Raw genomic sequence first — 24,564 nt, forward strand, 5'->3', positions numbered from 1 at the left:
GGCGCCCTCGTCACCGGGCGAGCAGCTCGGCCAGCCCGTCGTCGATGCCGAGCTGCCCGGCCTCGGTCCCCGGCGGCACCGCCCGCAGGGTCCGCTCCAGCCAGGCCGACACCTGAGGGGTGGGCGCCTCCAGGAGGGCGTCCCCGTCGGGGCTGCTCAGCGCCATCAGTACGACGCTGCGGCCGTCCGCCCGCGACGGCCACACCCGCACGTCCCCGTGCCCGCACGGCCGGAACACGCCCTCCACCAGCAGGTCGCGGGCGAACGTCCAGTGCACCGGGTGGCCGGAGTCGATGTGGAAGGTGATGTGGACGGCGTAGGGGTCGTCGGCGTGGTAGCCGAGCCGGGCCGGCACCGGGACGGCGTGCTCGGGGGACAGGACGAGCCTCAGCTCCAGCTCGCGCTCCACGACGGTGGGGTGGTGCTCCACGGCAGGTGTCCTCTCTCGCAGGGACGTGGCCCGCCTGGTGCGGGCCCGCACGAGGGAGAGCGGCGGGGGCCGCGGGCATTACGCGGGTTCGCGGAAGTTTTCTCCCGAGTCCGTCGGAGGTGTGAAGGCACGGGCACGAGGTTGCCCGGAAAGGGGCGGGTCCCGTGGGACCGGCGGTGCGGATTGCGCCCGTCTGATAGATGTTGAGGCCCCCTTATCAATCCCCGAGCAGATACGGGACGACGGACATGAGCGCCCCAACCCCGGCCCCCGGCGACGACAGGCCCCGCGAAGGGTATTACCCGGACCCGTCCATTCCTGGATATGTCCGGTACTGGAACGGCGCCTCCTGGGTGCCGGGCACGAGCCGGCCCGCACCCAAGGACGGCGAGCCGCTCGCGCCGCCGCCCGGCGCGCGGCCCTCCGTGGAGGAGACCGGCCCGCACTTCTTCGACGAGGACCCGGTCGAGGAGCCGCCGCCCGCCGAGTCCCAGCACGGCAGCCGCCCGGAGCCCGCCTCGGCCTGGGGCGCCGACCGCGCCCACCAGTCCGGCTTCGGCGACGACCAGAACCGCCGCGTCGCCTGGCCGGGCGCTGCGGCGGGCACGGACCCGCGGGTCCCGCACGCGCGCGGGGCGGCGGACGAGGCCGCTCCCGCCGACGGCGGCGCGGTGGACGCCGGTGCGGGTGCGGGTGCGGGTGCGGGCTCCGGCGCCGGAACGGCCGGCGTGGGGACTCCGGGCGACCCGCGGGCCGGGGGTGCGCGGGGTGCCGGCGTGGGTGGTGCCGGTGGCGGTTCCGGTCATCCGGGTTCCGGTTCCGGCGGTGCCGGGGCGCCGAGTGGTGCCCGCGCCGGGGTCGCCGGCGGTTCCGGTCGGCCGGGGCCCGACGCCGGTGGGGCGTCCGGTGCGGGAACGGCCGGCGCCGGTGGCGGTTCCGCGCCGGCGCAGGGCGACGGCGCCCGGGCCGCGCGGGCGGACGGTGCGGCGGGGACGGCGTCCGGCGAGACGGAGGCCGCGTCGGGCAACACCTTCGTGTTCCGCCGCCCGACGGCAGGGGCGGCCCAGGGCGCGGGAGCCTCGGGCCCGGACGGCGCCACCGCCGAGGACGAGGGCACGATCACGTTCCGCGCGGTCTCCCCGCGCCCGGGTTTCGGCGCCGGGAAGGCCGCCGCCGCCCGCGCCGCCGCGCAGCCCCCGGCGGCCGGCGCCCCGACGGCCCTCTCCGGCCCGCAGCAGGTGGGCGGGGCGAGCGGCCCGGGCGTCCCCCACCAGGCCGCGGCCCCGCAGCCCGTCGCCTCGCCGCAGCAGCCCGCCGCCCCGGCCCCGGTCGCGGCCGGGCCCGGCGGAGGCCAGTCCTCCTGGGCCCAGCAGGTGCACCGGCTCGCCGACGCCGGCGGGGAGGAGCAGCCCGTCGCGCCCTGGAAGCCGCCGGTCGAGGACGTGTTCCAGGCCGCCGCCCGACGCCAGGCGGCGGCCCGCCCCGCCGGGCTCGGCAAGCGGCTGGCCGCGCGGCTGATCGACACCGTCGTCCTCGCGGGCGTCACCGCCGTGGCCGCCGTACCCCTCGGCACCAAGGCGATCGACCACGTCAACGGCAAGATCGACGAGGCCAAGCTCTCCGGCGAGACGGTCACGGTCTGGCTGCTCGACGGCACGACGGGCACGTATCTGGGCATCGTGCTGGCCGTCCTGCTGCTCTTCGGCGTCGTGTACGAGGCGCTGCCCACCGCCAAGTGGGGCCGCACCCTGGGCAAGAAGCTGCTGGGCCTGGAGGTGCGGGACATCGAGGCCCACGAGCCCCCGGCCTTCGGGGTGTCCCTGCGCCGCTGGCTGGTCTACAGCGTCCCCGGCCTCCTGGCCGTCGGCGTGGTCGGCATCGCGTGGTGCCTGTTCGACCGACCGTGGCACCAGTGCTGGCACGACAAGGCCGCCGGCACGTTTGTCGCGGGCTAGCTTCGCCGGTGGGGTCGGGGGCGCGCGCGTCTGGTGGTCGGGTGCGGGTCCGTGGGGGCTGGTCGCGCCCCGCGGCGGAGCCGCTGATGTCACAGCCCCGCGCCCCTTTTAGGCGCGGCCTCGTACTCCGGACGGCCGCTCGCCGGATGCGAGGGAAGAGAGTCCGAGTTCGACTCGGGCCATGAGCAGCGAACCGCCCCCCGGCTCCGGCGGGCAGCCGCCGGAAGACGACCCGTTCAGGAAACGCCCCTCGTCCCCCGAACCGGGCCAGGGCCCCGGCCCCGGCACGGGCGGCGCGGGCTCGCCGTACGACAGCCCACCCCCGCCCGGGGACGGCGGCCAGCAGCCTCCGTACGGCGGGAGCCAGCCCCCTCCCCCCGGTGGCGGAGCGGGCGGCCCCTACGGCGGTGATCCGTACGGAGGCGGGTCCTTCCCCACCGACCCGCTCGCCGGCATGCCCCCGCTCGCCGACAGCGGCCGGCGCACGCTCGCGCGGATCATCGACATGATTCTCGTGGGCATCGTGGTCTGGCTGCTCAGCTGGGCGTTCAACGTCCAGGAGTACGAGGTGGACGGCGGTCAGATCGAGGCGGGCAAGTCCTTCGGGCAGTCCCTGATCGCCGCCGTGCTCTACATCGCCTACGACACCTACATGACCGCCAGCAGGGGCCAGACCCTCGGCAAGAGGTGGCTCGGCATGCGCGTGGCCAACCTGGACAACGGCGCCACCCCCTCGGTGCAGACCTCGCTGATCCGCGCCCTGGTGCTGTGGCTCCCGTTCGCGTTCTGCTGCGCCTGCGTCTGGACGATCATCACGGGTGGCTGGAGCTTCTTCGACCGGCCCTACAAGCAGGGTCTGCACGACAAGGCGGCCAAGACGGTGGTGGTCAGCACCCGTTGACGACCGGACGGACAGAAGAGGCCGGACGTCCTGGACGTCAGGCGGCGCGCCCGCGTGCCGGCTCGCCCGACCCCGCGGCGACCCGGGCCGCCGGCACCGGCTCCTGGGCCGGGGCGGGCGTGCGCTCCGGCACGGCGGTCACCGTGCGTGTCCTGGGCTGCGGGGCCGTCATGGCGACCAGCAGCCCGAGGGCGAGCGCCGCGACGGCGACGACAGCGACTCCGGGACCCGAACTCGTCCGTGACAGCAGCAGCATGGCGAGCGTCGACAAGATCACGGTGCACGAACCGTAGGCGAACTGTGCGGCAGTCGGACGGGGCATGGCCATCGTGTCCTCGGAAGGCAATCTGGGGGTGAGACGTGCTGCCGGCCTGGCATTCCGCCGGTTTCCGGGCGTTCCGCCAGTCGACTCTAACGGGCTGTGTGCCCGAGTGGAACCAGCAGTAAGCGTGACCTAACCGACAGGGCCGATGCACGGGGGGCGCACGGATTCATGGCGTCCGGGAAGTGGACGGCCGCACGCGCCCGTTGAGGGAGTCACAAGCGCAACGACGGCCACCTCGCTCACGGTCCGGCGTCCGTAAAGCGAACGCCCGCTCCGCATAGTGCACTTGTTCTGCTCAAGTCAAGGTCTGTCTTTTCCGTCGAACCTCTAGTCAAATGTCGTCACTTGACTACACGCGTTGATCACGTGTGCGCGGACTCTGCTCTGTCCTTGTCCCCCCTTCCGCGCGCGTGCACGCGGGGGAGGAACTCAAGTGACCAGTAGATCCTGGACGTTCAGAACGGCGGCGACCACCGTCGCACTGGCCGCGGCCACCGCCACGCTCTCCGCAGCCGGAGTGGCGCAGGCGGACTCGCCCGCCCGGCCGGAAGCCGTGGACCGCCACGACCCGCACCCGGCCGAAGGCCATGACTCCCACGACCTCAAGGGCCCCCTGAGCGACACTCAGGCCGCCCAGCGGGAGGAGGCTCTGAACCAGGTCATATCCGGCGAGGCCTCGGTGAAGAGCAAGGACGGCTCGAAGGTCGTCCAGCTCAAGAGCAAGAAGGGCGACAGCAAGTACGTCGAGCTGGGCCGGGAGAAGACCGACAAGATCTTCACCATCCTGGTCGAGTTCGGCGACAAGATCGACAGCCGTTACGGCGGCGACGCGGGCCCGCTGCACAACCAGATAGCCAAGCCCGACCGCAAGACGGACAACTCCACGGCCTGGAAGGCCGACTACGACCAGCAGCACTTCCAGGACCTGTACTTCGGCTCCGGCAAGGGCGTCGACTCGGTCAAGACCTACTACGAGAAGCAGTCCTCCGGCCGCTACTCGGTCGAGGGCGAGGTCTCCGACTGGGTCAAGGTCCCCTACAACGAGGCGCGTTACGGCAACAACGCCTGCGGCGACACCAACTGCCCCAGCGTCTGGAACGTCGTCAGCGACGGCCTGAACGCCTGGGTCGAGCAGCAGCAGGCGGCCGGCCGCACCGACGCCCAGATCAAGGCGGACGTCGCCCGGTTCGACGAGTGGGACCGCTACGACTTCGACGGCGACGGCGACTTCAACGAGCCCGACGGCTACATCGACCACTTCCAGATCGTGCACGCCGGTGAGGACGAGTCCGCGGGCGGCGGCGTCCAGGGCACCGACGCGATCTGGGCCCACCGCTGGTACGCCTTCGGCACCGACGCCGGCGCCACCGGCCCCGAGCAGAACAAGCTCGGCGGCGCGCAGATCGGCTCCACCGGCGTCTGGGTCGGCGACTACACCGTCCAGCCGGAGAACGGCGGACTCGGCGTCTTCGCCCACGAGTACGGCCACGACCTCGGTCTGCCGGACCACTACGACACCGCCGGCGGCGAGAACTCCACCGGCTTCTGGACGCTGATGTCCTCCGGTTCCTGGCTCGGCACCGGCCGCAACGAGATCGGTGACCTGCCCGGCGACATGACCGCCTGGGACAAGCTCCAGCTCGGCTGGCTGAACTACGACACCGCCAAGGCCGGGGTCAACTCCTGGCACAAGCTGGGCGTCGCCGAGTACAACACCAAGCACAAGCAGGCCCTGGTCGTCCAGCTGCCGAAGAAGGCGGTCACGACCGAGATCGTCACCCCCGCCGAGGGCAAGACCCAGTGGTGGAGCGGCAGCGGTGACAACCTCAAGAACACGCTGAGCCGTTCGGTCGACCTGACCGGCAAGTCGAAGGCCGAGCTGACCTTCGACGGCTGGTACGACATCGAGGCCAACTACGACTACCTCTACACCGAGGTCTCGACCGACGGCGGCGCCAACTGGACCGCCGTCGACGGCACGGTGAACGGTCAGCCGATCCCGCGCGACGCCGCCGACAAGCCGGCCCTGCACGGCACGCTCGACGCGTACACGAAGTTCGCGTACAACCTCGACGCCTACGCGGGCAAGAAGATCGACGTCCGCTTCCGCTACCAGACCGACGGCGGCGTGGCCCAGAAGGGCTTCACGGCCGACTCGATCACGGTCACCGCGGACGGCGCGGCGCTGTTCACCGACAACGCCGAGAGCGCGGACGCCGCCTGGACGGCCACCGGCTTCTCCCGCGTCGGCGCGTCCTTCACCAAGGACTACGCGCAGTACTACATCGCCGAGAACCGGCAGTACGTGTCGTACGACAAGACGCTGAAGACCGGCCCGTACAACTTCGGCTTCACGGAGCGCCCGAACTGGGTGGAGCACTACGCGTACCAGAACGGCCTGCTGATCTGGAAGTGGGACACCTCCCAGGCGGACAACAACACCAGCCAGCACCCCGGCACCGGCCTGGTCCTGCCGATCGACTCGCACCCGACCGCGCTGAAGTGGGGCGACGGCACGCTGATGCGCAACCGCATCCAGGCGTACGACTCGCCGTTCAGCCGCTACCGCACGGACGGCATGACGCTGCACAAGGCAGACGTCGCGAAGTACATCCCGGGCTCGAAGGGCGTCTCGGTCTTCAACGACCGCACGAGCGACTACTACGACCCGGCGAACCCGACCGGCGGCGTCAAGGTCACTGACACCAACACGAAGATCAAGATCAACAAGGAGGCCAAGGACGGCTCGACGATCGAGCTCGAGGTGGGCCCCGCGGGCAGGTAATTAGCATCTGCCCAGGTCAGAGCATGATCGGCGGCGACCCCCTGGCGGGTCGCCGCCGATCCGTGTTTAGGTGCGTCCTGTGGTTCTCTTATTGACACGGGGGTGTGACCGTATGGCCGCAGGAGGCTTCAGCAAGCTGCCGAACGGCACGGTGGTGGTGGCACTGAACCTGCCCAGCCCCGCGGCCCCGGACGGCAGCGTGCGCGTACTCGTCCACGCCCACAACCGGGCGCGCGCCCTGACCAGGCTGCGCAACCTGGGCCTGCGCGCGGTCTACCTGCGGGGCAACGCCGCCCCACCGACCCCGGACGAGATCACGGCCGTCCTGCACCACCCGGACGGTCTGATATGGCGCACGGCGCCGGTGCCCGGCGTCACGGGCGGAGCGGACCTGCCCCAGGAGCTGTGGCACCCGATCCGAGCCCTGCTCAGACGCCCGACCGCCCAGACCTGACGGCCGAAACCCACTGTTGTTCATCCTCCCAGCGCCGACTGCTCACTCGTCCGGCGTCGCCTGCTCGCCGGCGGGCCCGATCATGATCGGACCCCAACCGGCGGCAGGAGGATGCAATGCAGTCCCTCGAGTCCGACAGACGCCCCGCCCACCGCGCACTTCGGCGCCTTCTGGCACTGATCGCGGGCGTCGTGATGGCCGGCGTCGCAGCCGTCACCCCCGCGGCGGCGGACGGGCGGGAAGAACCCGTCGACGTCCAGCTGGTCTCCCTCACCGACTTCCACGGCTACCTCGGCGAGTACGGCGCGACCATCGTCGGCTCGCACCGCGGCGACCCGGCCGTACGGGTCGGCGGAGGCTCCTACCTGGCCACCCACGTCAAGCGCCTGCGAGAGGGCCGCGACAACTCGATCCTCTTCTCGGCCGGTGACGACTTCTCCGGCTGGCCGGACGAGACGGAGTGGTTCTGGAACGAACCGACCATCGAGTACCTCAACGCACTCGGCCTGCAGTTCTCCACCGTCGGCAACCACGAGATGGACCGCGGCTTCGCCTTCCTGCGGCACATGCGCAAGGGCACGTGCGAGGGCCGCCCCGACCGGGACCTGTGCTTCCGGGACTCGACCGGCCAGCGGTTCGCGGGCGCTGACTACGACTACTATTCGGCCAACCTTCTGGACCGCTCCACGGGCCGCCCCGCTCTCCAGCCGTACCACGTCGAGCAGGTCGACGACGGCAACGGCGGCACCCTCCCCGTCGGCTTCGTCCACGCGACGACCGCTCTGACCAGCGGCGAGGCGATGTCGTACACCCCCAGCGGCTACACCTACGCCGACGAGGTGACGGCGGTCAACCGCTCCGTCGCGCGGCTGCGCGCCCAGGGCGTCCGGGCGATCGTCGCGGTCCTCCACGAGGGCTTCTCACAGCAGTCCGGCAACGGCCACAACGACTGCGTCGACCCCTTCGGCCCCGTCGTCGAGTTCAACCGCACCATCTCCCCGGCCGTCGACGCGATCGTCACCGGGCACTGGCACGGCACCGTCAACTGCATGCTGCCCGACCCCACGGGGACCCCGCGTCCGGTCGTCCAGGCCGGCAACCACGGTCATCTGATCAGCGAGATCAACCTGAAGCTGGACCCGCGCACCGGCGAGGTGCTGCGGGAGGACACCACCTCGGTGAACCACGCCGTCACCCAGGACGTCCCGCGGGACGCCGAGGCCGACCGGATCGCCTCCTACTGGCGGACGAAGCTGGGCGAGCGCGCGGCCCAGCGCATCGGCACGATCACCGGTGACCTCACCCGCGCCCGCGACACCGAGGGCGAGTCGGCCCTCTACGACGTGGCCGCCGACGCCTACCGCTGGGCGGCGGACCGGGACGGCCGCGCCGACGTGGGACTGGCGATGCCCGACACCCTGCGCCGCGACCTGACCCATGCCCCCCAGCCGGGCAACAGCGCCGACGCCCCCGGCCGGGTGCTGTTCCCCGAGGCGGCGGTCGGCACGGTGCTGGACTCCGGGATCGGCGTCGGCGTCGTGCGCGGCACCCTGACCGGGCGGGAACTGGTCGGGCTGCTGGAGTCCCAGTGGCAGGGCGCTGCCGACGGATCGGTCACCTTCCGCCCGGTGGCGGTGTCCGGGAACGTCTCGTACCGCTTCGACCCGGACCGGCCCGTCGGGCAGCGGATCGACCGGGGGAGCGTGCGGATCGACGGACGCCGCGTCGGCGACGGCAGGAAGTACCGCGTCGCCACCCTGGCCAACGCCTTCATGGAGCAACGCGCGCTCCCCGGCTTCGAGGAGCTGATCGGCGCCCGCGACCAGGACCGCAGCGCCTTCATGGGCGGCGACGCCCTGTGGCACTACCTGTCCGCCCACCCGCGGCTGGCGCCGCCGTCACTGGACCGCGCCAGGGCGAGCTGAGCCCCGGGGAGGCGGGCGGGGAGCCCGGCCGGTGCGCCCGTCGGGTGACGGGGGCTACTGCACGACCGGCTTCCCCGACAGCTCCACGCCCGCCTCCCGCAGCTCCTCCAGCGCCCGCTCGGTGCTGTCCGCGGCCACCCCGGCGGTGAGGTCGAGCAGGACGTGCGTACGGAAGCCCTCGCGGGCGGCGTCCAGGGCGGTGGCCCGGACGCAGTGGTCGGTGGCGATGCCCACGACGTCGACCTCGTCGATCTTCCGGTCCCGCAGCCAGTCGGCGAGCCGGGTGCCGTTCTCGTCGGTGCCCTCGAAGCCGCTGTAGGCCGCCGAGTACGCCCCCTTGTCGAAGACGGCGTCTATGGCGCCGGAGGCGACGGCGGGGGCGAAGTTCGGGTGGAAGCCGACGCCCTCCGTGCCGGCGACGCAGTGCGCCGGCCAGGAGTGGACGAAGTCGGGGTTGTCGGCGAAGTGGCCGCCCGGCGCGACGTGGTGGTCGCGGGTGGCCACGACGTGGCGGTAGCCGGCGGGCGCCTGCCCGATCAGCTCGGTGATGGCGGCGGCCACGTCGGCACCGCCGGTCACCGCAAGGCTGCCTCCCTCGCAGAAGTCGTTCTGCACGTCAACGACGATCAAGGCGCGGCGCATGGTCGGTGTCCTTCGACTGGGTCGACTTGGGGAATCGGAGGGGGAGCGGAGGGGATCGGAGACGCGGCGGGGGCGGGGCGGCCCGGCGGGCCGCACCAGCTTTAGCTACCCGAGCCCCCGTGCACGTACTCCGTCGGAATGACGGGTTCCCCTCGGGAGAGCTGCGTGGCGGACAGCGGCAGGTTGGCGCGGGCCGCCGCGTGCCGGTCCCGGACGACGTCCAGCGGCTCGCGCGCGACGACCTCACCGCCCTTGACCAGCTCGACCAGGAGCTGCCGGTCGGCGAGCCCGGCGGGCACGGGCCCGGTGCCGACCACCTCGGCCTCGGCGAAGCCGTCCGCGTCCAGCCGCCGGGCGGCCCACTTGCGGCCGCCGATCGAGGTCTTGCCGCCGGTGGACTTCTTGGCCACCGGCACCAGCGGCGCGTCGGCGTCGCCGGACTCGGCGCGGGCGACGAGCTTGTAGACCATCGAGGCCGTCGGGTGCCCGGACCCGGTCACCAGCTGGGTGCCGACGCCGTACGCGTCCACGGGCGCCGCCGCCAGCGAGGCGATGGCGTACTCGTCCAGGTCCGAGGTCACGACGATCTTCGTGTCCGTGGCGCCCAGCTCGTCCAGCTGCTGCCGCACCCGGTGCGCCACCAGCAGCAGGTCGCCGGAGTCGATGCGCACGGCGCCCAGCTCGGGGCCGGTGATCTCCACGGCCGTACGGACGGCCTCGGCGACGTCGTAGGTGTCGACCAGCAGCGTGGTGCCCCGGCCGAGGGCGTCGACCTGGGCGCGGAAGGCGTCGCGCTCGTTGTCGTGCAGCAGGGTGAAGGCGTGGGCGGAGGTGCCGACGGTGGGGATGTTGTAGCGGAAGCCGGCGGCCAGGTCGGAGGTGGTCGCGAAGCCGCCGACGTAGGCGGAGCGGGCGGCGGCCACCGCGGCCAGCTCGTGGGTGCGGCGGGCGCCCATCTCGATCAGCGGCCGGTCACCGGCGGCGGACGACATGCGCGAGGCGGCGGCGGCGATCGCCGAGTCGTGGTTGAGGATGGAGAGGATCACCGTCTCCAGCAGCACGCACTCGCCGAAGGTCCCCTCGACCCGCATGATCGGCGAGCCCGGGAAGTACACCTCGCCCTCGGGGTAGCCCCAGATGTCCCCGCTGAAGCGGTACTGCGCGAGCCAGTCGAGGGTCTCCTCGTCGACGATGCCCCGCTCCCGCAGGAAGCGCAGGACGCCCGTGTCGAAGCGGAAGTTCTCCACCGCGTCCAGCACCCGGCCGGTGCCCGCCACGACGCCGTAGCGGCGCCCGTCGGGCAGTCGGCGCGTGAAGACCTCGAACACGCTCCGCCGCCCGGCCGTGCCCGCCTTCAGAGCGGCCCGCAGCATGGTCAGCTCGTACTGGTCCGTGAAGAGCGCCGTCGACGGGACGTCCACCGGCAGCCCAAGGTCCGCTGTGTTCATGTCGAGGATGCTACCCCCATTTCGTCACTCTGACGATTTGTGGTTCCGTGGCGCCCGCCACAGGCCCGTTTGTGCGGGTGCCCCCCTGTGGTGGCAGCATGGGCCATGTGACGGCAGCCGCACCCATGGAGATCGAGAAGACCGAGTCCGCCGAGGAGGTCTTCGCCGTACCCGAGCCCGACGTGCCCTGGCTGACGATCGTGCACAACGATCCCGTCAACCTCATGAGCTACGTGACGTACGTCTTCCAGTCCTACTTCGGCTACTCGAAGGACAAGGCGACCAAGCTCATGCTCGACGTCCACCACAAGGGCCGCGCGGTCGTGTCCAGTGGCTCGCGCGAGGAGATGGAGCGGGACGTCCAGGCCATGCACGGCTACGGCCTGTGGGCCACCCTCCAGCAGGACCGGAAATGATCGAAACGGCCGGAATTGCAGCCGGAATTGCAGCCGGAATTGACCCACGCCCGCCCGCAGGACGGAAGTAGCTGAATCGCCTTCATGCCCGGACAATTCGAACCGATCCCCGGTGGCGGCGCGGCCGTCGCCCTCGACGACGTCGAGATCTCCATCATCCGGTCCCTGGCCGTGCAGCTCCTGGAGCTGATCGGACCCGGCCCCGCCGAGGACGCCTCCGACGACCCGCTCGCCGAGCTCTTCGCCGAGGGCCCGAGCGAGCCCCCCTCCGACCCGGTGCTGCGCCGCCTGTTCCCGGACGCCTACGGCGACCCCGAGGGCACCCCGCAGGCCAAGGAGGCCGAGGAGCAGCGCGCCCACTCCGCCGAGTTCCGCCGCTACACCGAGAACGACCTGCGGGCCGGCAAGCGCGAGAACGCGCTCGCGGTGATCCGCGCGCTGGACGCCCTGGCGTCCGAGGCGGCGGGCGAGGGCGAGGCGGTGCTGAAGCTGTCGGCGCAGGAGTCCCGGCAGTGGCTGGGCGCCCTGAACGACCTGCGCCTGGCCATCGGCTCCCGGCTGGAGATCACCGACGAGGACGACTCCGACCTGCTCTACCGGCTCCCGGACGAGGACCCGCGCAAGCCGATGGTGATGGCGTACCTGTGGCTCGGCGGCCTCCAGGAGTCGCTCGTCGGGACCCTGATGCCCTGAATTGGCGTGATTCGCTCACTCTCCGTGTCCGCTCAGCGGACCCTCAAATCCGGATAACGATCGCGTCAAACCCGCGCCCTTCTTTGCACCCCCAGGGTGCCCTTTGTCCGGTTCTGGCTGTGTGACACATCACACAGGTCCCCTGTGATCAGTGCTGCGGTCGTGGTAAATCTTCACGACCGCCCGGCGAACACCACCCGAATGTTCGGCCGGGTGCGCCACCGAGCCGGCGGATCGCCGGCCAGGCAACGAGCGGGACGTGAGGCCCGCTCAGCTCCATCATCCGGGGGGATCGAGACCCGATCCGCGGCCGACGAAAGGCCCGGATCGGCATGGAGAAAGGCGCACCACACATGACCTCTGCGCAGGTCGACACGGAGAAAGCACCTGAAGAGGGCTACGAGCGCGGGCTCAACAGCCGTCAGGTCCAGATGATCGCGATCGGCGGCGCCATCGGCGTCGGTCTCTTCCTGGGCGCCGGGGCCAACATCGCCAAGGCCGGACCCAGCATCATCCTCATGTACGCCCTCGCAGGCGTGATCATCTTCTTCATCATGCGGGCGCTCGGCGAGCTCCTGCTCTACCGTCCCGTCTCCGGCTCCTTCGCCGAGTACTCCCGCGAATTCCTCGGCCCCTTCTTCGGCTACTTCACCGGCTGGACGTACTGGCTGATGTGGGTGGTCACCGGCATGGCGGAGCTCACCGCCGCCGCCATCTACATCCACTACTGGTTCCCACAGATCCCGCAGTGGGTCTCGGCCCTGGTCTTCCTGGTCGTGCTGTTCCTGGCCAACCTGATCTCGGTGAAGCTCTTCGGCGAGATCGAGTTCTGGTTCTCGATGGTCAAGGTCACCGCCATCATCGGCATGATCGTGATCGGCCTCGGCGTGCTCACCCTCGGCTTCAGCCAGGCCGGCGACACCGCCGCCGTCTCCAACCTGTGGGCCTTCGACGGCTTCTTCCCCAAGGGCATCGGCTCCTCGCTCATGACCCTCCAGGGCGTGATGTTCGCCTACCTCGCCGTCGAGCTGGTCGGCGTCACCGCCGGCGAGTCCGAGAACCCGGAGAAGACCCTCCCCAAGGCGATCAACACCCTGCCCTGGCGCATCGCCCTCTTCTACGTCGGCGCCCTCACCGTCATCCTGGCCGTGGTGAAGTGGACCGAGTTCGCCGAGGGCGTCAGCCCCTTCGTGAAGGCCTTCGCGGTCATCGGCATCCCGGCCGGCGCCGGCATCGTCAACTTCGTCGTGCTCACCGCCGCCCTCTCCTCCTGCAACTCCGGCATGTACTCCACGGGCCGGATGCTGCGCACCCTCGCGGACAACGGGGAGGCCCCCAGGGTCTTCAGCCGGCTGTCGTCGACCAAGACCCCGGCCATCGGCATCGGCATCTCGGTGATCTTCATGGGCATCGGTGTGGTCCTGAACTACGTCGTCCCGGAGAAGGCCTTCGGCTACGTCACCTCCATCGCCACCGCCGCCGGCATCTGGACCTGGCTGATGATCCTGATCAGCCACGTCCTCTACCGCCGCAAGGTCGTCGCGGGCCACCTGCCCGCCTCCTCCTTCCCGGCGCCGGGCGGCTCGGTGTGCTCCTACATCGCCATCGCCTTCCTGCTCTTCGTCACCGGCCTGATCGCGTACGACGCCGACTCCCGGGTCTGTCTCTACGTCATGGCCGGATGGGCCGCCGCGCTCGGCATCGGCTGGGCGGTGCTCAAGAGCCGCAACCCGGAGGTCACCGAGCGGCGCGGCGAGCCCGAGATGGAAAAGATCGGCTGACCAGCGCCTTCGTGCGCACTGCGGACGTCCGGCCGCACGGGTTGCTCGTGGCACCCCGGCACGGCTGCCGCTCAGGATGTCCGGCATATGGACCGTCCCGTACCACCCACCGGTACGGGACGGTCCTTCTGCTTATGCTGGGCCGCATGCTGACCCTCACCCAGGCCCTGTACGACCAGATCGTCGCCCACGCGCGCGAGGACCACCCCGACGAGGCGTGCGGCGTGGTGGCCGGTCCGGTGGGGGAGGGCCGCCCCGAGCGGTTCATCCCCATGCTCAACGCCGCCCGCTCGCCCACGTTCTACGAGTTCGACTCGCAGGACCTGCTCAAGCTCTACCGCGAGATGGACGACCGCGACGAGGAGCCGGTGATCATCTACCACTCCCACACGGCCACCGAGGCCTACCCCTCCCGCACCGACCTCTCCTACGCCAACGAGCCCGGCGCCCACTACGTCCTGGTCTCCACGGCGGACACCGACGGCGCCGGCGAGTTCCAGTTCCGGTCGTTCCGGATCCTGGACGGAGAGGTGACGGAGGAGGAGGTCAAGGTCGTCGAGGCCTACTGACCCCCGACCGCATCTCGCAAGCCGGACGGATTGCGTCCGAAGGATGAGATCACACTCCGGGAGCCGGACCGGGAATCGATACGATGTGCCCATGGTTCTTCTCGACGTGAGCGAAAAGGCGCCGGGCACGCTGCTCGTGGCGCGGCTGCACGTCGACCTGTGCAGGCTGAACAGCGCCATCTGTTGATCTTCCGCTGCCGCCGTACGGCCGTGAGCCGCGGCGGGCTGCAGCGCGCCTCCGCGCGCCCCGACGAACCCACGACACCTTCCGACAGGAGCCCTCAGCCATGGCCATCGAGGTCCGCATCCCGACCATCCTCCGCCAGTACACCGACGGCCAGAAGGCGGTGGAGGGCACCGGGGACACCCTCGCCAAGCTCTTCGCCGACCTCGAGACCCGGCACGCGGGCATCCAGGCCCGCATCGTGGACGGTGAGCAGCTGCGCCGCTTCGTCAACGTCTACCTGAACGACGAGGACGTCCGCTTCCTCGACGGCATCGACACCAAGCTGTCCGACGGCGACAGCATCACGATCCTGCCGGCCGTCGCCGGCGGTATGGCCTGATCGGGATGCGTTACGACTCCCCGCTCGCCGCGGTGGGCAACACCCCTCTGGTGCGCCTGCCGCGGCTGTCGCCGTCCGACGACGTCCGTATCTGGGCCAAGCTGGAGGACCGCAACCCGACCGGCTCGATCAAGGACCGCCCCGCGCTCCACATGATCGAGCAGGCGGAGAAGGACGGCCGCCTCACCCCGGGCTGCACGATCCTGGAGCCGACCAGCGGCAACACCGGCATCTCGCTGGCCATGGCCGCCAAGCTCAAGGGCTACCGCATCGTCTGCGTCATGCCTGAGAACACCTCGCAGGAGCGCCGGGACCTGCTCGCCATGTGGGGCGCGGAGATCATCTCCTCCCCGGCCGCGGGCGGCTCCAACACCGCCGTACGGGTCGCCAAGGAACTCTCCGCCGAGCACCCGGACTGGGTGATGCTCTACCAGTACGGCAACCCGGACAACGCCGGCGCCCACTACGCCGGCACCGGCCCGGAGATCCTCGCCGACCTGCCCTCGATCACGCACTTCGTCGCGGGCCTGGGGACGACGGGGACGCTGATGGGCGTCGGCCGCTACCTGCGCGAGCACAAGCCCGACGTGAAGATCGTCGCCGCCGAACCGCGCTACGACGACCTGGTCTACGGCCTGCGCAACCTCGACGAGGGCTTCGTACCAGAGCTGTACGACGCCTCCGTCCTCACCACCCGGTTCTCGGTCGGCTCGGCGGACGCCGTGACCCGCACCCGGGAGCTCCTCCAGCAGGAGGGCATCTTCGCGGGCGTCTCCACCGGCGCCGCCCTGCACGCCGCGATCGGCGTCGGGAAGAAGGCGCTGAAGGCCGGCGAGAGCGCGGACATCGTCTTCGTCGTCGCCGACGGCGGCTGGAAGTACCTCTCCACCGGCGTTTACACGGCGGCCACCACCGAAGAGGCCATCGAGACCCTCCAGGGCCAGCTCTGGGCCTGACGGGGTTCCCAGGCCCTGTCGGGGTCTACTTCGCGAGGTGACGGACCTGGTCCCACAGGACCGGGTCCACCACACCCACCCGGCGCCGGAAGTCCCCCACCGGCACCTCGCGCAGCTCGTCCGTCTCCAGGAAGCTCGCCCGCCCCCGCGCGTCCCCGACCGCACCCGGCGGCAACGCGATCACCCCGGCCCGCCCGTCCCGGTACCGGCTGGTGATCTTCGCGACGAGCACCCGCCGCCCGCGCACCGCGATCACCAGGCACGGCCGGTCCTTCGCACCCGCCGTGTCCTCGTACGGCACGCTCGCCCACCAGATCTCCGCGGGCCGCGGCCGCACCGCCCGTCCCCCCGGCCCCGTGGGCCGGCCCGGCGGACGCCGGATGCCACCCGGCCGAGGGGGCCGCCGCCCCCGCCCCCAGCCGTCGACCAGCGTGGCGACGAGCGCGAGCAGCACCACCGCCGCGAGAGCGAGCCACCAGGACGTGTCCATAAACTCGAACGCTACCGGCGCTCACGCCCCCCGCGCGCCCCCGCATGGACCCGACCGCCCCACGTCCAGCCGAACCGGTGACACCACAGGTGAGTTCGCCCACAACGGCCCCTGGCGGAGGAGCGACCAAAGGTTTTGCGCCTTACGCTCGACAAACCGCACGACCCCCGTCACTCCACACGCGCCAACGGAGGTTTCTGCTCCATGAAGCTCACCGTCGTCGGCTGCTCGGGGTCGTTCCCGTCCGCGGAATCGGCCTGCTCGAGCTACCTCCTCGAGGCCGACGGCTTCCGGCTGCTCCTCGACATGGGCAACGGCGCCCTGGGCGAGCTGCAGCGCCACTGCGGTCTCTACGACCTCGACGCGATCTTCCTCAGCCATCTGCACGCCGACCACTGCATCGACATGTGCGCCTACTTCGTGGCGCGCTACTACCGGCACGACGGCGGCCGCTGCGCCCCTCTGCCGGTCTACGGACCCGAGGGCACCGAGCACCGGCTCACCACCGCCTACGCCGACACGCCCTCCGCCTCGTCGATGAGCGAGGTCTTCGACTTCCACACGGTCAAGCCGTCCACCTTCGAGGTCGGACCCTTCACCGTGCACACCGAACGCGTCGCCCACCCCGTGGAGGCCTACGCCATCCGCGTCGAGCACGGCGGCAGGTCGCTGACGTACTCCGGCGACACGGGCGTCACCCCCGTGCTGGACGAACTCGCCCGCGACACGGACCTGTTCCTGTGCGAGGCCGCCTTCACGCACGGCAAGGAGAACATCCCGGACCTGCACCTCAACGGCCGCGAGGCAGGCGAAAGCGCCACCCGCGCCGGCGCCCGCCGCCTGATCCTCACCCACATCCCCCCGTGGACCGACCCCCAGATCAACCTGGTCGACGCGCGGGAGGTCTACACGGGGCCGGTGGAGCTGGCGGCGCCGGGTGTGACGTACGAGGTCTGACGTACGACAACGGAGGCGGGGCCCGGTCCAGGTGACCGGGCCCCGCCTCCGTGCGACGTGCGTGCGGGCTACTTGCCCTCCGCCTTCTGCAGCTCGGCGATCTCCTCGTCCGACTCACGGCCGGGCGTCGGCAGGTTGAACTTGGTGATCGCGAACCGGAAGACCACGTAGTAGACCGCCGCGAAGCACAGACCGACCAGGGCCAGGCCCCACGGGTTGCTCGCGATGCCCAGGTTCAGGAAGAAGTCGACCGCGCCGGCCGAGAAGCCGAAGCCGTCCTTCATTCCCAGCGCCCAGGTCAGCGCCATCGAGACACCGGTGAGCACCGCGTGGATGGCGTACAGCACCGGCGCGATGAACATGAAGGTGAACTCGATCGGCTCGGTCACACCGGTGACGAACGACGTCAGGGCGAGCGAGAACATCATGCCGCCCACGACCTTGCGACGCTCGGGGCGCGCGCAGTGCACGATCGCCAGGCACGCGGCCGGCAGCGCGAACATCATGATCGGGAAGAAGCCGGTCATGAACTGGCCCGCGGTCGGGTCGCCGGCCAGGAAGCGGGCGATGTCGCCGCTCTTGCCCTCGTACGAGCCCGCCTGGAACCACGGGAAGGAGTTCAGCAGGTGGTGCATGCCGATCGGGATCAGCCCGCGGTTGGCGACACCGAAGATGCCCGCGCCGACGGCACCGGAGCCGACCAGCCACTCACCGAAGTTGTGCAGGGCCGTGCCGAGCACCGGCCAGATGTAGCCGAAGACGATGCCGAGAACCAGGCCCGCGAAGGCCGAAAGGATCGGGACCAGACGGCGGCCGCCGAAGAAGCCCGCCCAGTCGGGCAGCTTGGTCCGGTAGAAGCGCTGGTACAGCAGTGCGACCACGAGGCCCATCACCACACCGCCGAGGACCTTGGCGTCCACGGGCGCGTCCGTCATGACGACCTTGCCGTCGACGGCCTTCGCCACCTGCGGGAGGTTCTTGTCCGTGAACGTGGCCAGCACGTTCTTGAAGACCAGGTAGCCGACGACCGCCGCGAGCGCCGTCGAGCCGTCCGACTTCTTTGCGAAGCCGATGGCGATGCCCACGGCAAACAGCAGCGCCATGTTGTCGAGGATGGCGTTGCCGCCGGCCGCCATGAACCCGGCGATCTTCGTCAGGAACGTGGGGAACTCCGGGCGGCCCAGCATGTCGGTGTTGCCGAGGCGCACCAGCAGGGCGGCGGCGGGCAGCACCGCGACCGGCAGCATCAGGCTGCGGCCGATGCGCTGCAGTACAGACATCACGCCGGCGCCCTTCTTCTTCTCGGCCGCGGGCGCGGCGCTGGGCGTGGTCACAACATCCTCCAGGGGGACAGGGCGCGCCGCCCGGTCGCTCGGGAAGATGGGGACGGCGTCGTCGCAGGTCTACACCACTCAGTGGTGTAGACCTGTTGTAGCACGATGAAGGCTGCGTAAGGAACCCGTGATTCCGCGACGGGAGCGCTACGTTCGGTGCCGGATCGGGCCTCCCGGTCAAAGCCTCGCGAGGGCGCGCCGAAGGCCCCCGGACCGGAGATCCGGGGGCCTTCGCAAGACCACGATCAAAGGGTACGTGAGGTCTACACCTTCGTGACGTCCTCCACCTCGTCCTCCGGCTCACGCCCCGGAGTCTTCAGGTCGAACTTCGTGATCGCGAAGCGGAAGACGGCGTAGTACAGCGCCGCGAAGCACAGGCCGATCGGAATGATCAGCCACGGCTTGGTCGCCAGATTCCAGTTGATCACGTAGTCGATCAACCCCGCCGAGAAGCTGAACCCGTCCTTCACGCCCAGCCCCCACGTCACCGCCATCGACACGCCCGTCAGCACCGCGTGCACCGCGTACAGCGCCGGGGCGATGAAGAGGAACGAGTACTCCAGCGGCTCCGTGATCCCCGTCACGAACGACGTCAGCCCCACCGACAGCATCAGGCCGCCGACCTCCTTGCGCCGGTGCGGCTTCGCGCAGTGCGTGATCGCCAGCGCCGCGGCCGGCAGCGCGAACATCATGATCGGGAAGAAGCCCGTCGTGAACTGCCCCGCGGTCGGGTCGCCCTGCAGGAACATGTTGATGTCGCCGTGCACCACCGTGCCGTCCGGCTTGGTGTAACTGCCGAACTGGAACCAGATCGGCACGTTCAGGAACTGATGCAGGCCGATCACCAGCAACGCCCGGTTCGTCACGCCGAACACACCCGCACCCCACGCGCCCAGCCCCGTCAGCCAGTCGCTGAAGCTCTCCAGCGCGTCGCCGATCGGCGGCCAGACCCACAGGCACAGCGCCGCGAACACGATCGCCACGAACGCCATGATGATCGGCACCAGCCGGCGGCCGTTGAAGAAGCCGAGCCAGTCCACCAGCCTGGTGCGGTGGAACCGCTGCCAGAAGTAGGCCGCCATCAGCCCCATCACGATCCCGCCGAAGACACCCGGGTTCTGGTACGTGAACGCCGTCACCGTCTCCGACCCGTCGGTCAGCCGGCACCCGACCTGCGGCACCGCCCGCGATCCCTCCGGACAGTCCTCCGGGAACTGCCGCAGCACGTTGAAGTAGACGAGAAACCCCGCCACGGCCGCCAGCGCCGTCGAACCGTCGGCCTTCTTCGCCATGCCGATGGCCACGCCCACGCAGAACAGCAGCGGCAGCCCCAGCGAACTGTCGAGCAGCGCCCCGCCCGCGCCCGCCATCACCTTCGAGACGTTCGTCCAACCCAGCCCGTCGTCCCCGAACATGTCCGGCTGCCCCAGCCGGTTGAGGATGCCTGCGGCGGGCAGGACCGCAATGGGCAACTGCAGACTGCGCCCCATCTTCTGCAACCCCTGGAACGCCTTGTTCCAACGGGCACGAGCAGGACTGACCGCGCTGTCGGCACTCATCCGGTCTCCATCCGGTCGTCGCCGGTACACTGGTGTAGACCAGTTGACAGACGGTTCCGCTGTCGTGACGCCATCATTCGGTACACACCGCATGACCGCTCGCGAAGATGGGCCAACTGTGGGTTACTGCGACAAAGCGGTTTCAGATCAGGGAGAACGAACATGGCCAGCAAGGCTGAGAAGATCGTCGCCGGCCTCGGCGGCATCGAGAACATCGACGAGATCGAAGGCTGCATCACCCGCCTCCGCACCGAGGTCAACGACCCCGCACTGGTCGACGAAGCCGCTCTCAAGGCCGCCGGCGCCCACGGCGTCGTCAAGATGGGCACCGCCATCCAGGTCGTCATCGGCACCGACGCCGACCCGATCGCCGCAGAAATCGAAGACATGATGTAAGCGCCCCGAGCGCACCGAGGGGCCCTGCCCGTGGCCACGCACCACGGGAAGGGCCCCTCCCCATGTCCCGCTAGGCTCACCCGCATGTCACGCATCGACGGCCGCACCCCCCAGCAACTCCGCCCCGTCACCATCGAACGCGGCTGGAGCAAGCACGCCGAAGGCTCCGTCCTCGTCTCCTTCGGCGACACCAAAGTCCTCTGCAACGCCTCCGTCACCGAAGGCGTCCCCCGCTGGCGCAAGGGCAGCGGCGAAGGCTGGGTCACCGCCGAATACGCCATGCTCCCCCGCGCCACCAACACCCGCGGCGACCGCGAATCCGTCAAGGGCCGCATCGGCGGCCGCACCCACGAGATCAGCCGCCTCATCGGCCGCTCCCTGCGCGCCGTCATCGACTACAAGGCGCTCGGCGAGAACACCATCGTCCTCGACTGCGACGTCCTCCAGGCCGACGGCGGCACCCGCACCGCCGCCATCACCGGCGCCTACGTCGCCCTGGCCGACGCCATCACCTGGGCCCAGCACACCAAGAAGCTCATCAAGCCCAGCCGCAAGCCGCTGACCGGCACCGTCGCCGCCGTCTCCGTCGGCATCGTCGCCGGCACCCCGCTCCTCGACCTGTGCTACGAGGAGGACGTCCGCGCCGACACCGACATGAACGTCGTCTGCACCGGAGACGGACGCTTCGTCGAGGTCCAGGGCACCGCCGAGGCCGAGCCCTTCGACCGCGCCGAACTCAACGCCCTCCTCGACCTCGGCGCCGCCGGCTGCGCGGAACTGGCCGACCTCCAGCGCAAGGCACTTGATACCGTCCTCGAAAAGTAAAGAGAACACCAAGGACGCCTCAAGGAAAGGCGGCCGGGTCGCGCAACTCCGCCGCCCGCCACAGCGTCACTAGCAGTACAGAAGCACAGCGGCACTCCGGGCGTACGGCCGACGCACTGGCCGTACGCCCGACGCCGCACCGCACGCACACGGGCCGCCCGGCCCTGTCCCAAGGGGAGGACCGAGACCCATGGCCGCGAGCCGCCACCGCCGCCTTCGTCGCACCACCGTCACCGCCGCCGCCACCATGGCCGGCATCGCTCTGACGGTCGGACTCACCACCGGCTGCGACGCCGTCGACAAGGCCCTCGACTGCGTCCAGACCGCCGACGCCATCGCCGACAGCGTCACCGCGCTCCAGCAGGCCGTGGAGAACGCGTCCAACGACCCGACGCAGCTCGAGGAATCCCTCAACTCCATAGACAAGAACCTCGAGAAGATCGGCGACACGACCGACAACGCCGACGTCAACAAGGCGGTCGACGACCTCGGCAAGGCCGTCGACAACGTCCGCACCTCGGTGGAGAACGGCGACGAGACCCCCGACCTCAGCCCCGTCACCGACGCGGCGGGCGAACTGACCAAGGTCTGCACGCCGTAAGGCAGCGGAACCGGGGTCCCCGATACTGGACCCCATGACCCGCCTGATCCTCGCCACCCGCAACGCCGGAAAGATCACCGAACTGAGGGCCATCCTCGCCGACGCAGGCCTGCCCCACGACCTCGTCGGCGCGGACGCCTACCCGGAGATCCCCGACGTCAAGGAAACCGGCATCACCTTCGCCGAGAACGCCCTCCTCAAAGCCCACGCCCTCGCCCAGGCCACCGGCCTGCCCGCCGTCGCCGACGACTCCGGCCTCTGCGTCGACGTCCTCAACGGCGCACCGGGCATCTTCTCCGCCCGCTGGGCCGGCCGCCACGGCGACGACAAGGCCAACCTCGACCTCCTCCTCGCCCAGCTCGGCGACATCGCCGACGAACACCGCGCCGCCCACTTCGCCTGCGCGGCAGCCCTGGCGTTGCCCGACGGCACGGAGCGAGTGGTCGAGGGCCAACTGAGGGGCACCCTCCGCCACACCCCCGCCGGCACGGGCGGCTTCGGCTACGACCCGATCCTCCAGCCGGACGGCGAGACCCGCACCTGCGCGGAACTGACGGCAGAGGAGAAGAACGCGATCAGCCACCGCGGCAAGGCATTCCGCGCCCTGGTGCCGGTGGTGCGCGAGCTGTTGGGCTGAGTGACGGCGGAGGGGCCGCCTGTTGAGCGGCCCCTCCGTGTGTGCGGCCGGTGGGACTCGAACCCACACGGGTGTGAACCCACTGGGACCTAAACCCAGCATGACTGCCAAATTCCATCACGGCCGCTCAAAAACGGTCACCGTGCTCGACCGGCGGCACTCAGTGTACGGGGGGAACGGGTCACCCTGCGAGGGGCGCCCTGCCCTTCCGGCGACACCAGGTCTCCGTCAGGGCGTGGCAGTTGGGGCAGAGATACCGCAGGTTCTCCCGACGATTGTCCCGCCAGTTCCCGTTGACGTGATCGATCTGCAGGGTGATGGGTTGCCCGAGCCAGGCGCCGGTGTTGCCGCAGGTCTCGCAGGCGTACGGCACTCCGATCTCACTCAGGGCTTTGTGCAGTTGAGCCCTGTTCGTTCGCCCTGCATGAGAGGGGAGAACTACCAGCACGCGGTGAGCGGTGGGTGCTGGGGCGGGCGGCTCCGCTCGTGCCCAGGACCTGCGCTCGAAGTGACTGGTGTCGAGACCCAGACGCGTAACCGCGCGTCGGACGCGTCGATGGTTGACGTCATTGACCTCCAGACCGAGGCTGCGCATGACGTCGGCGTAGCTCGCGCAACGCGGCACAAGACTGCGGAGCTGGTCTTCGGGAACGTGCAGGCGTCGGTGTGAGAAGTGGCTCGTATCGATGTCCTGGGCGCTCATCATGCGGCGCAGAGTGGCGCGCGAGCGGCTGTCGTCCGGCACGCCCAGCGCACGTGCGACGCCGCGCACGCTGGTAGCTGCTGCCGCGGCTGCACGAAGTTCATCTGCAGTGAAGGGGAGGTCGGGCTCGGGCTGATTGAGCCCGGGGAAATGGCTGACGTCGATTCCTGCCGCGCTGATGCGGCGTCGAATGTGGGACAGGGTTCCGGTGGCCGGGATCGCTCCCAGCTTCAGCGCCACCTCCCGCAGCGATGACGCCGAGGCTGCGGCCTCGGCGATCGCCGCGTCGGGGTACTTGCGCCACGGGCTGCGCTTGACGAAGTGACTCGTGTCCAGCCCGTGGCCCGCGACCTTTTCCTGGAGCACCCTTCGCTGGCCGCCGTTCGCCTTGAGGCCGAGTCGTCGCATCAGGCCTGTCCAGTTGCGAGCCTCAGCAACGGCACGCGCGAGCCGCTCCCTGTCGTAAGTGCCCGGGTGTGCGGGTTCCGAAGTCTCCAGCATCCTGTCCGCCCCTCGTGAGTCGGCAGCCAGTTCGCTGCCTCGTACGGAGTAACGAACCGGTTATCGGACAGTCACGCACGGCATGCGGAAGGGCCCGTACCGGATGCCTCCAGTACGGGCCCCGCAAGAGGGAGCTCAGATGCCCAGGTCCTTGATGATCTTGGCCACGTGGCCCGTTGCGCGGACGTTGTACAGGGCGCGTTCGACCTTGCCCTCCTCGTCCACCACGATCGTGGAGCGGATGACGCCCATGTACGTCTTGCCGTAGTTCTTCTTCTCGCCGAAGGCGCCGTACGCGTCGAGGACCTTCTTGTCCGGGTCGGCAAGGAGCGTGACCTTGAGGGACTCGGTGTCGCGGAACTTGGCCAGCTTCTCCGGCTTGTCGGGGGAGATGCCGATCACGTCGTACCCGGCGCCGGCCAGCAGCTCCAGGTTGTCCGTGAAGTCGCACGCCTGCTTCGTGCAGCCGGGGGTAAGCGCGGCAGGGTAGAAGTAGACGATGACCTTGCGGCCCTTGTGGTCGGACAGGGACACCTCGTTGCCGTCGGCGTCCGGGAGGGTGAAGGCGGGGGCCGGGTCCCCGGGCTGGAGTCGCTCGCTCATCGATCCAGCGTAGGGCCTGTCCGGCAGATCAGGTCGCAGGGAGGTGACGTGACTGGTCAGTGCCGGTGAGCGGGGCCTGGTGCGTGCAGCTGCAAGGCGGAGGAGGGAGTCG

The 24,564-nt window shown here is 70.3% G+C and carries 26 protein-coding genes and 1 tRNA gene; 17 read left to right on the forward strand and 10 right to left on the reverse strand.

Features of this window, described 5'->3' with window-relative positions:
• Nucleotides 1–10: 10 nt before the first annotated feature.
• A complete protein-coding gene (locus ACIGO6_RS00475; RefSeq protein WP_399869536.1) occupies nucleotides 11–430 on the reverse strand; it encodes an SsgA family sporulation/cell division regulator in 420 nt (139 codons plus the stop codon).
• 248 nt (nucleotides 431–678) lie between these two features.
• Here ACIGO6_RS00475 and ACIGO6_RS00480 point away from each other — a divergent pair, with 248 nt between their 5' ends.
• Nucleotides 679–2,385, forward strand: coding sequence for an RDD family protein (locus ACIGO6_RS00480; RefSeq protein ID WP_399869538.1), 1,707 nt, complete (start codon nucleotides 679–681; stop codon nucleotides 2,383–2,385).
• A gap of 181 nt (nucleotides 2,386–2,566) precedes the next feature.
• On the forward strand, nucleotides 2,567–3,286 hold the full coding sequence (locus ACIGO6_RS00485) for an RDD family protein (protein WP_399869539.1): 720 nt from the start codon (nucleotides 2,567–2,569) through the stop codon (nucleotides 3,284–3,286).
• A gap of 37 nt (nucleotides 3,287–3,323) precedes the next feature.
• Here the strand turns inward: ACIGO6_RS00485 and ACIGO6_RS00490 are convergent, their stop codons facing one another.
• Nucleotides 3,324–3,608, reverse strand: coding sequence for a hypothetical protein (locus tag ACIGO6_RS00490; RefSeq protein WP_399869540.1), 285 nt, complete (start codon nucleotides 3,606–3,608; stop codon nucleotides 3,324–3,326).
• 436 nt (nucleotides 3,609–4,044) lie between these two features.
• On the opposite strand from ACIGO6_RS00490, the gene ACIGO6_RS00495 reads away from it, so the two are divergent.
• From ACIGO6_RS00495 to ACIGO6_RS00505, 3 genes are all read left to right on the forward strand, one after another.
• Nucleotides 4,045–6,396, forward strand: a complete 2,352-nt coding sequence (locus ACIGO6_RS00495; protein ID WP_399869541.1) for an immune inhibitor A domain-containing protein — start codon at nucleotides 4,045–4,047, stop codon at nucleotides 6,394–6,396.
• A 112-nt stretch (nucleotides 6,397–6,508) separates the two neighbouring features.
• Nucleotides 6,509–6,850, forward strand: coding sequence for a hypothetical protein (locus tag ACIGO6_RS00500; RefSeq protein WP_399869543.1), 342 nt, complete (start codon nucleotides 6,509–6,511; stop codon nucleotides 6,848–6,850).
• 116 nt (nucleotides 6,851–6,966) lie between these two features.
• Nucleotides 6,967–8,775, forward strand: a complete 1,809-nt coding sequence (locus ACIGO6_RS00505) for a bifunctional metallophosphatase/5'-nucleotidase (protein WP_399869545.1) — start codon at nucleotides 6,967–6,969, stop codon at nucleotides 8,773–8,775.
• Nucleotides 8,776–8,829: 54 nt separating this feature from the next.
• On the opposite strand, the gene ACIGO6_RS00510 is transcribed toward ACIGO6_RS00505, so the two are convergent.
• Complete coding sequence (locus tag ACIGO6_RS00510; RefSeq protein WP_399869547.1) at nucleotides 8,830–9,417, reverse strand: nicotinamidase; 588 nt, start codon at nucleotides 9,415–9,417, stop codon at nucleotides 8,830–8,832.
• Between the two features lie 101 nt (nucleotides 9,418–9,518).
• Nucleotides 9,519–10,865: a nicotinate phosphoribosyltransferase gene (locus ACIGO6_RS00515; RefSeq protein ID WP_399869549.1), complete on the reverse strand. Its 1,347-nt coding sequence runs from the start codon at nucleotides 10,863–10,865 to the stop codon at nucleotides 9,519–9,521.
• Nucleotides 10,866–10,963: 98 nt separating this feature from the next.
• On the opposite strand from ACIGO6_RS00515, the gene clpS reads away from it, so the two are divergent.
• The 7 genes from clpS (at nucleotide 10,964) to ACIGO6_RS00550 (ending at nucleotide 15,846) form a co-directional block, all read left to right on the forward strand.
• Entirely contained in the window at nucleotides 10,964–11,281 is a 318-nt protein-coding gene (gene clpS / locus ACIGO6_RS00520; protein WP_311575095.1) for an ATP-dependent Clp protease adapter ClpS, read from the forward strand.
• Between the two features lie 84 nt (nucleotides 11,282–11,365).
• Entirely contained in the window at nucleotides 11,366–11,974 is a 609-nt protein-coding gene (locus ACIGO6_RS00525) for a DUF2017 domain-containing protein (protein WP_399869552.1), read from the forward strand.
• A 353-nt stretch (nucleotides 11,975–12,327) separates the two neighbouring features.
• The gene (locus ACIGO6_RS00530) at nucleotides 12,328–13,755 is read left to right on the forward strand and encodes an amino acid permease (RefSeq protein WP_399869554.1); all 1,428 of its coding nucleotides are present in this window, start codon (nucleotides 12,328–12,330) and stop codon (nucleotides 13,753–13,755) included.
• A 146-nt stretch (nucleotides 13,756–13,901) separates the two neighbouring features.
• On the forward strand, nucleotides 13,902–14,324 hold the full coding sequence (locus ACIGO6_RS00535; protein ID WP_399869556.1) for a Mov34/MPN/PAD-1 family protein: 423 nt from the start codon (nucleotides 13,902–13,904) through the stop codon (nucleotides 14,322–14,324).
• A gap of 91 nt (nucleotides 14,325–14,415) precedes the next feature.
• Nucleotides 14,416–14,511, forward strand: coding sequence for a putative leader peptide (locus ACIGO6_RS00540; RefSeq protein WP_310873142.1), 96 nt, complete (start codon nucleotides 14,416–14,418; stop codon nucleotides 14,509–14,511).
• 100 nt (nucleotides 14,512–14,611) lie between these two features.
• Nucleotides 14,612–14,890: a MoaD/ThiS family protein gene (locus ACIGO6_RS00545; protein ID WP_399869558.1), complete on the forward strand. Its 279-nt coding sequence runs from the start codon at nucleotides 14,612–14,614 to the stop codon at nucleotides 14,888–14,890.
• A 5-nt stretch (nucleotides 14,891–14,895) separates the two neighbouring features.
• Nucleotides 14,896–15,846 (forward strand): PLP-dependent cysteine synthase family protein, encoded by a 951-nt coding sequence (locus tag ACIGO6_RS00550; RefSeq protein ID WP_399869560.1) that lies wholly within the window; start codon nucleotides 14,896–14,898, stop codon nucleotides 15,844–15,846.
• 25 nt (nucleotides 15,847–15,871) lie between these two features.
• Here the strand turns inward: ACIGO6_RS00550 and ACIGO6_RS00555 are convergent, their stop codons facing one another.
• Nucleotides 15,872–16,336 (reverse strand): type II toxin-antitoxin system PemK/MazF family toxin, encoded by a 465-nt coding sequence (locus ACIGO6_RS00555; protein WP_399869562.1) that lies wholly within the window; start codon nucleotides 16,334–16,336, stop codon nucleotides 15,872–15,874.
• A 204-nt stretch (nucleotides 16,337–16,540) separates the two neighbouring features.
• Here ACIGO6_RS00555 and ACIGO6_RS00560 point away from each other — a divergent pair, with 204 nt between their 5' ends.
• Nucleotides 16,541–17,293, forward strand: coding sequence for an MBL fold metallo-hydrolase (locus ACIGO6_RS00560; RefSeq protein WP_399869564.1), 753 nt, complete (start codon nucleotides 16,541–16,543; stop codon nucleotides 17,291–17,293).
• Nucleotides 17,294–17,361: 68 nt separating this feature from the next.
• Here the strand turns inward: ACIGO6_RS00560 and ACIGO6_RS00565 are convergent, their stop codons facing one another.
• Both ACIGO6_RS00565 and ACIGO6_RS00570 read right to left on the reverse strand, forming a co-directional pair.
• Nucleotides 17,362–18,627, reverse strand: a complete 1,266-nt coding sequence (locus tag ACIGO6_RS00565; protein ID WP_399869566.1) for a PTS transporter subunit EIIC — start codon at nucleotides 18,625–18,627, stop codon at nucleotides 17,362–17,364.
• Nucleotides 18,628–18,890: 263 nt separating this feature from the next.
• Nucleotides 18,891–20,186 (reverse strand): PTS transporter subunit EIIC, encoded by a 1,296-nt coding sequence (locus ACIGO6_RS00570; RefSeq protein ID WP_399869568.1) that lies wholly within the window; start codon nucleotides 20,184–20,186, stop codon nucleotides 18,891–18,893.
• A gap of 162 nt (nucleotides 20,187–20,348) precedes the next feature.
• On the opposite strand from ACIGO6_RS00570, the gene ACIGO6_RS00575 reads away from it, so the two are divergent.
• The 4 genes from ACIGO6_RS00575 to rdgB all read left to right on the forward strand — a co-directional run bounded on the left by ACIGO6_RS00575 (nucleotide 20,349) and on the right by rdgB (nucleotide 22,645).
• Entirely contained in the window at nucleotides 20,349–20,582 is a 234-nt protein-coding gene (locus ACIGO6_RS00575; protein ID WP_399869570.1) for a glucose PTS transporter subunit EIIB, read from the forward strand.
• 84 nt (nucleotides 20,583–20,666) lie between these two features.
• Complete coding sequence (gene rph, locus ACIGO6_RS00580) at nucleotides 20,667–21,407, forward strand: ribonuclease PH (protein WP_399869571.1); 741 nt, start codon at nucleotides 20,667–20,669, stop codon at nucleotides 21,405–21,407.
• 190 nt (nucleotides 21,408–21,597) lie between these two features.
• Nucleotides 21,598–22,008, forward strand: a complete 411-nt coding sequence (locus ACIGO6_RS00585) for a hypothetical protein (protein ID WP_399869573.1) — start codon at nucleotides 21,598–21,600, stop codon at nucleotides 22,006–22,008.
• Between the two features lie 34 nt (nucleotides 22,009–22,042).
• Entirely contained in the window at nucleotides 22,043–22,645 is a 603-nt protein-coding gene (rdgB, locus tag ACIGO6_RS00590; RefSeq protein ID WP_399869574.1) for an RdgB/HAM1 family non-canonical purine NTP pyrophosphatase, read from the forward strand.
• Between the two features lie 42 nt (nucleotides 22,646–22,687).
• On the opposite strand, the gene ACIGO6_RS00595 is transcribed toward rdgB, so the two are convergent.
• The 3 genes from ACIGO6_RS00595 to bcp all read right to left on the reverse strand — a co-directional run bounded on the left by ACIGO6_RS00595 (nucleotide 22,688) and on the right by bcp (nucleotide 24,452).
• Nucleotides 22,688–22,772, reverse strand: a tRNA-Leu gene (locus ACIGO6_RS00595).
• 54 nt (nucleotides 22,773–22,826) lie between these two features.
• Nucleotides 22,827–23,849: an HNH endonuclease gene (locus ACIGO6_RS00600; RefSeq protein ID WP_399869576.1), complete on the reverse strand. Its 1,023-nt coding sequence runs from the start codon at nucleotides 23,847–23,849 to the stop codon at nucleotides 22,827–22,829.
• Nucleotides 23,850–23,984: 135 nt separating this feature from the next.
• Nucleotides 23,985–24,452: a thioredoxin-dependent thiol peroxidase gene (bcp, locus tag ACIGO6_RS00605; protein WP_019325646.1), complete on the reverse strand. Its 468-nt coding sequence runs from the start codon at nucleotides 24,450–24,452 to the stop codon at nucleotides 23,985–23,987.
• Nucleotides 24,453–24,564: the final 112 nt, after the last annotated feature.

Origin of the sequence: Streptomyces sp. NPDC053750 (genome assembly GCF_044544295.1) — a bacterium.
Lineage (GTDB): Bacteria > Actinomycetota > Actinomycetes > Streptomycetales > Streptomycetaceae > Streptomyces.

Excerpts from the sequence above, each read along its gene's own strand:
- ACIGO6_RS00480 (WP_399869538.1), top strand. The coding sequence starts at position 679 with ATGAGCGCCCCAACCCCGGCCCCCGGCGACGACAGGCCCCGCGAAGGG.
- ACIGO6_RS00540 (WP_310873142.1), top strand. The coding sequence starts at position 14,416 with ATGGTTCTTCTCGACGTGAGCGAAAAGGCGCCGGGCACGCTGCTCGTG.
- ACIGO6_RS00585 (WP_399869573.1), top strand. The coding sequence starts at position 21,598 with ATGGCCGCGAGCCGCCACCGCCGCCTTCGTCGCACCACCGTCACCGCC.
- ACIGO6_RS00490 (WP_399869540.1), bottom strand. The coding sequence starts at position 3,608 with ATGCCCCGTCCGACTGCCGCACAGTTCGCCTACGGTTCGTGCACCGTG.
- ACIGO6_RS00505 (WP_399869545.1), top strand. The coding sequence starts at position 6,967 with ATGCAGTCCCTCGAGTCCGACAGACGCCCCGCCCACCGCGCACTTCGG.
- rph (WP_399869571.1), top strand. The coding sequence starts at position 20,667 with ATGTCACGCATCGACGGCCGCACCCCCCAGCAACTCCGCCCCGTCACC.
- ACIGO6_RS00560 (WP_399869564.1), top strand. The coding sequence starts at position 16,541 with ATGAAGCTCACCGTCGTCGGCTGCTCGGGGTCGTTCCCGTCCGCGGAA.
- ACIGO6_RS00525 (WP_399869552.1), top strand. The coding sequence starts at position 11,366 with ATGCCCGGACAATTCGAACCGATCCCCGGTGGCGGCGCGGCCGTCGCC.
- ACIGO6_RS00510 (WP_399869547.1), bottom strand. The coding sequence starts at position 9,417 with ATGCGCCGCGCCTTGATCGTCGTTGACGTGCAGAACGACTTCTGCGAG.
- ACIGO6_RS00515 (WP_399869549.1), bottom strand. The coding sequence starts at position 10,865 with ATGAACACAGCGGACCTTGGGCTGCCGGTGGACGTCCCGTCGACGGCG.
- ACIGO6_RS00570 (WP_399869568.1), bottom strand. The coding sequence starts at position 20,186 with ATGAGTGCCGACAGCGCGGTCAGTCCTGCTCGTGCCCGTTGGAACAAG.
- ACIGO6_RS00485 (WP_399869539.1), top strand. The coding sequence starts at position 2,567 with ATGAGCAGCGAACCGCCCCCCGGCTCCGGCGGGCAGCCGCCGGAAGAC.
- ACIGO6_RS00530 (WP_399869554.1), top strand. The coding sequence starts at position 12,328 with ATGACCTCTGCGCAGGTCGACACGGAGAAAGCACCTGAAGAGGGCTAC.
- clpS (WP_311575095.1), top strand. The coding sequence starts at position 10,964 with ATGGGCCATGTGACGGCAGCCGCACCCATGGAGATCGAGAAGACCGAG.
- ACIGO6_RS00550 (WP_399869560.1), top strand. The coding sequence starts at position 14,896 with ATGCGTTACGACTCCCCGCTCGCCGCGGTGGGCAACACCCCTCTGGTG.
- ACIGO6_RS00555 (WP_399869562.1), bottom strand. The coding sequence starts at position 16,336 with ATGGACACGTCCTGGTGGCTCGCTCTCGCGGCGGTGGTGCTGCTCGCG.
- ACIGO6_RS00575 (WP_399869570.1), top strand. The coding sequence starts at position 20,349 with ATGGCCAGCAAGGCTGAGAAGATCGTCGCCGGCCTCGGCGGCATCGAG.
- ACIGO6_RS00545 (WP_399869558.1), top strand. The coding sequence starts at position 14,612 with ATGGCCATCGAGGTCCGCATCCCGACCATCCTCCGCCAGTACACCGAC.
- ACIGO6_RS00600 (WP_399869576.1), bottom strand. The coding sequence starts at position 23,849 with ATGCTGGAGACTTCGGAACCCGCACACCCGGGCACTTACGACAGGGAG.
- rdgB (WP_399869574.1), top strand. The coding sequence starts at position 22,043 with ATGACCCGCCTGATCCTCGCCACCCGCAACGCCGGAAAGATCACCGAA.
- ACIGO6_RS00500 (WP_399869543.1), top strand. The coding sequence starts at position 6,509 with ATGGCCGCAGGAGGCTTCAGCAAGCTGCCGAACGGCACGGTGGTGGTG.
- bcp (WP_019325646.1), bottom strand. The coding sequence starts at position 24,452 with ATGAGCGAGCGACTCCAGCCCGGGGACCCGGCCCCCGCCTTCACCCTC.
- ACIGO6_RS00535 (WP_399869556.1), top strand. The coding sequence starts at position 13,902 with ATGCTGACCCTCACCCAGGCCCTGTACGACCAGATCGTCGCCCACGCG.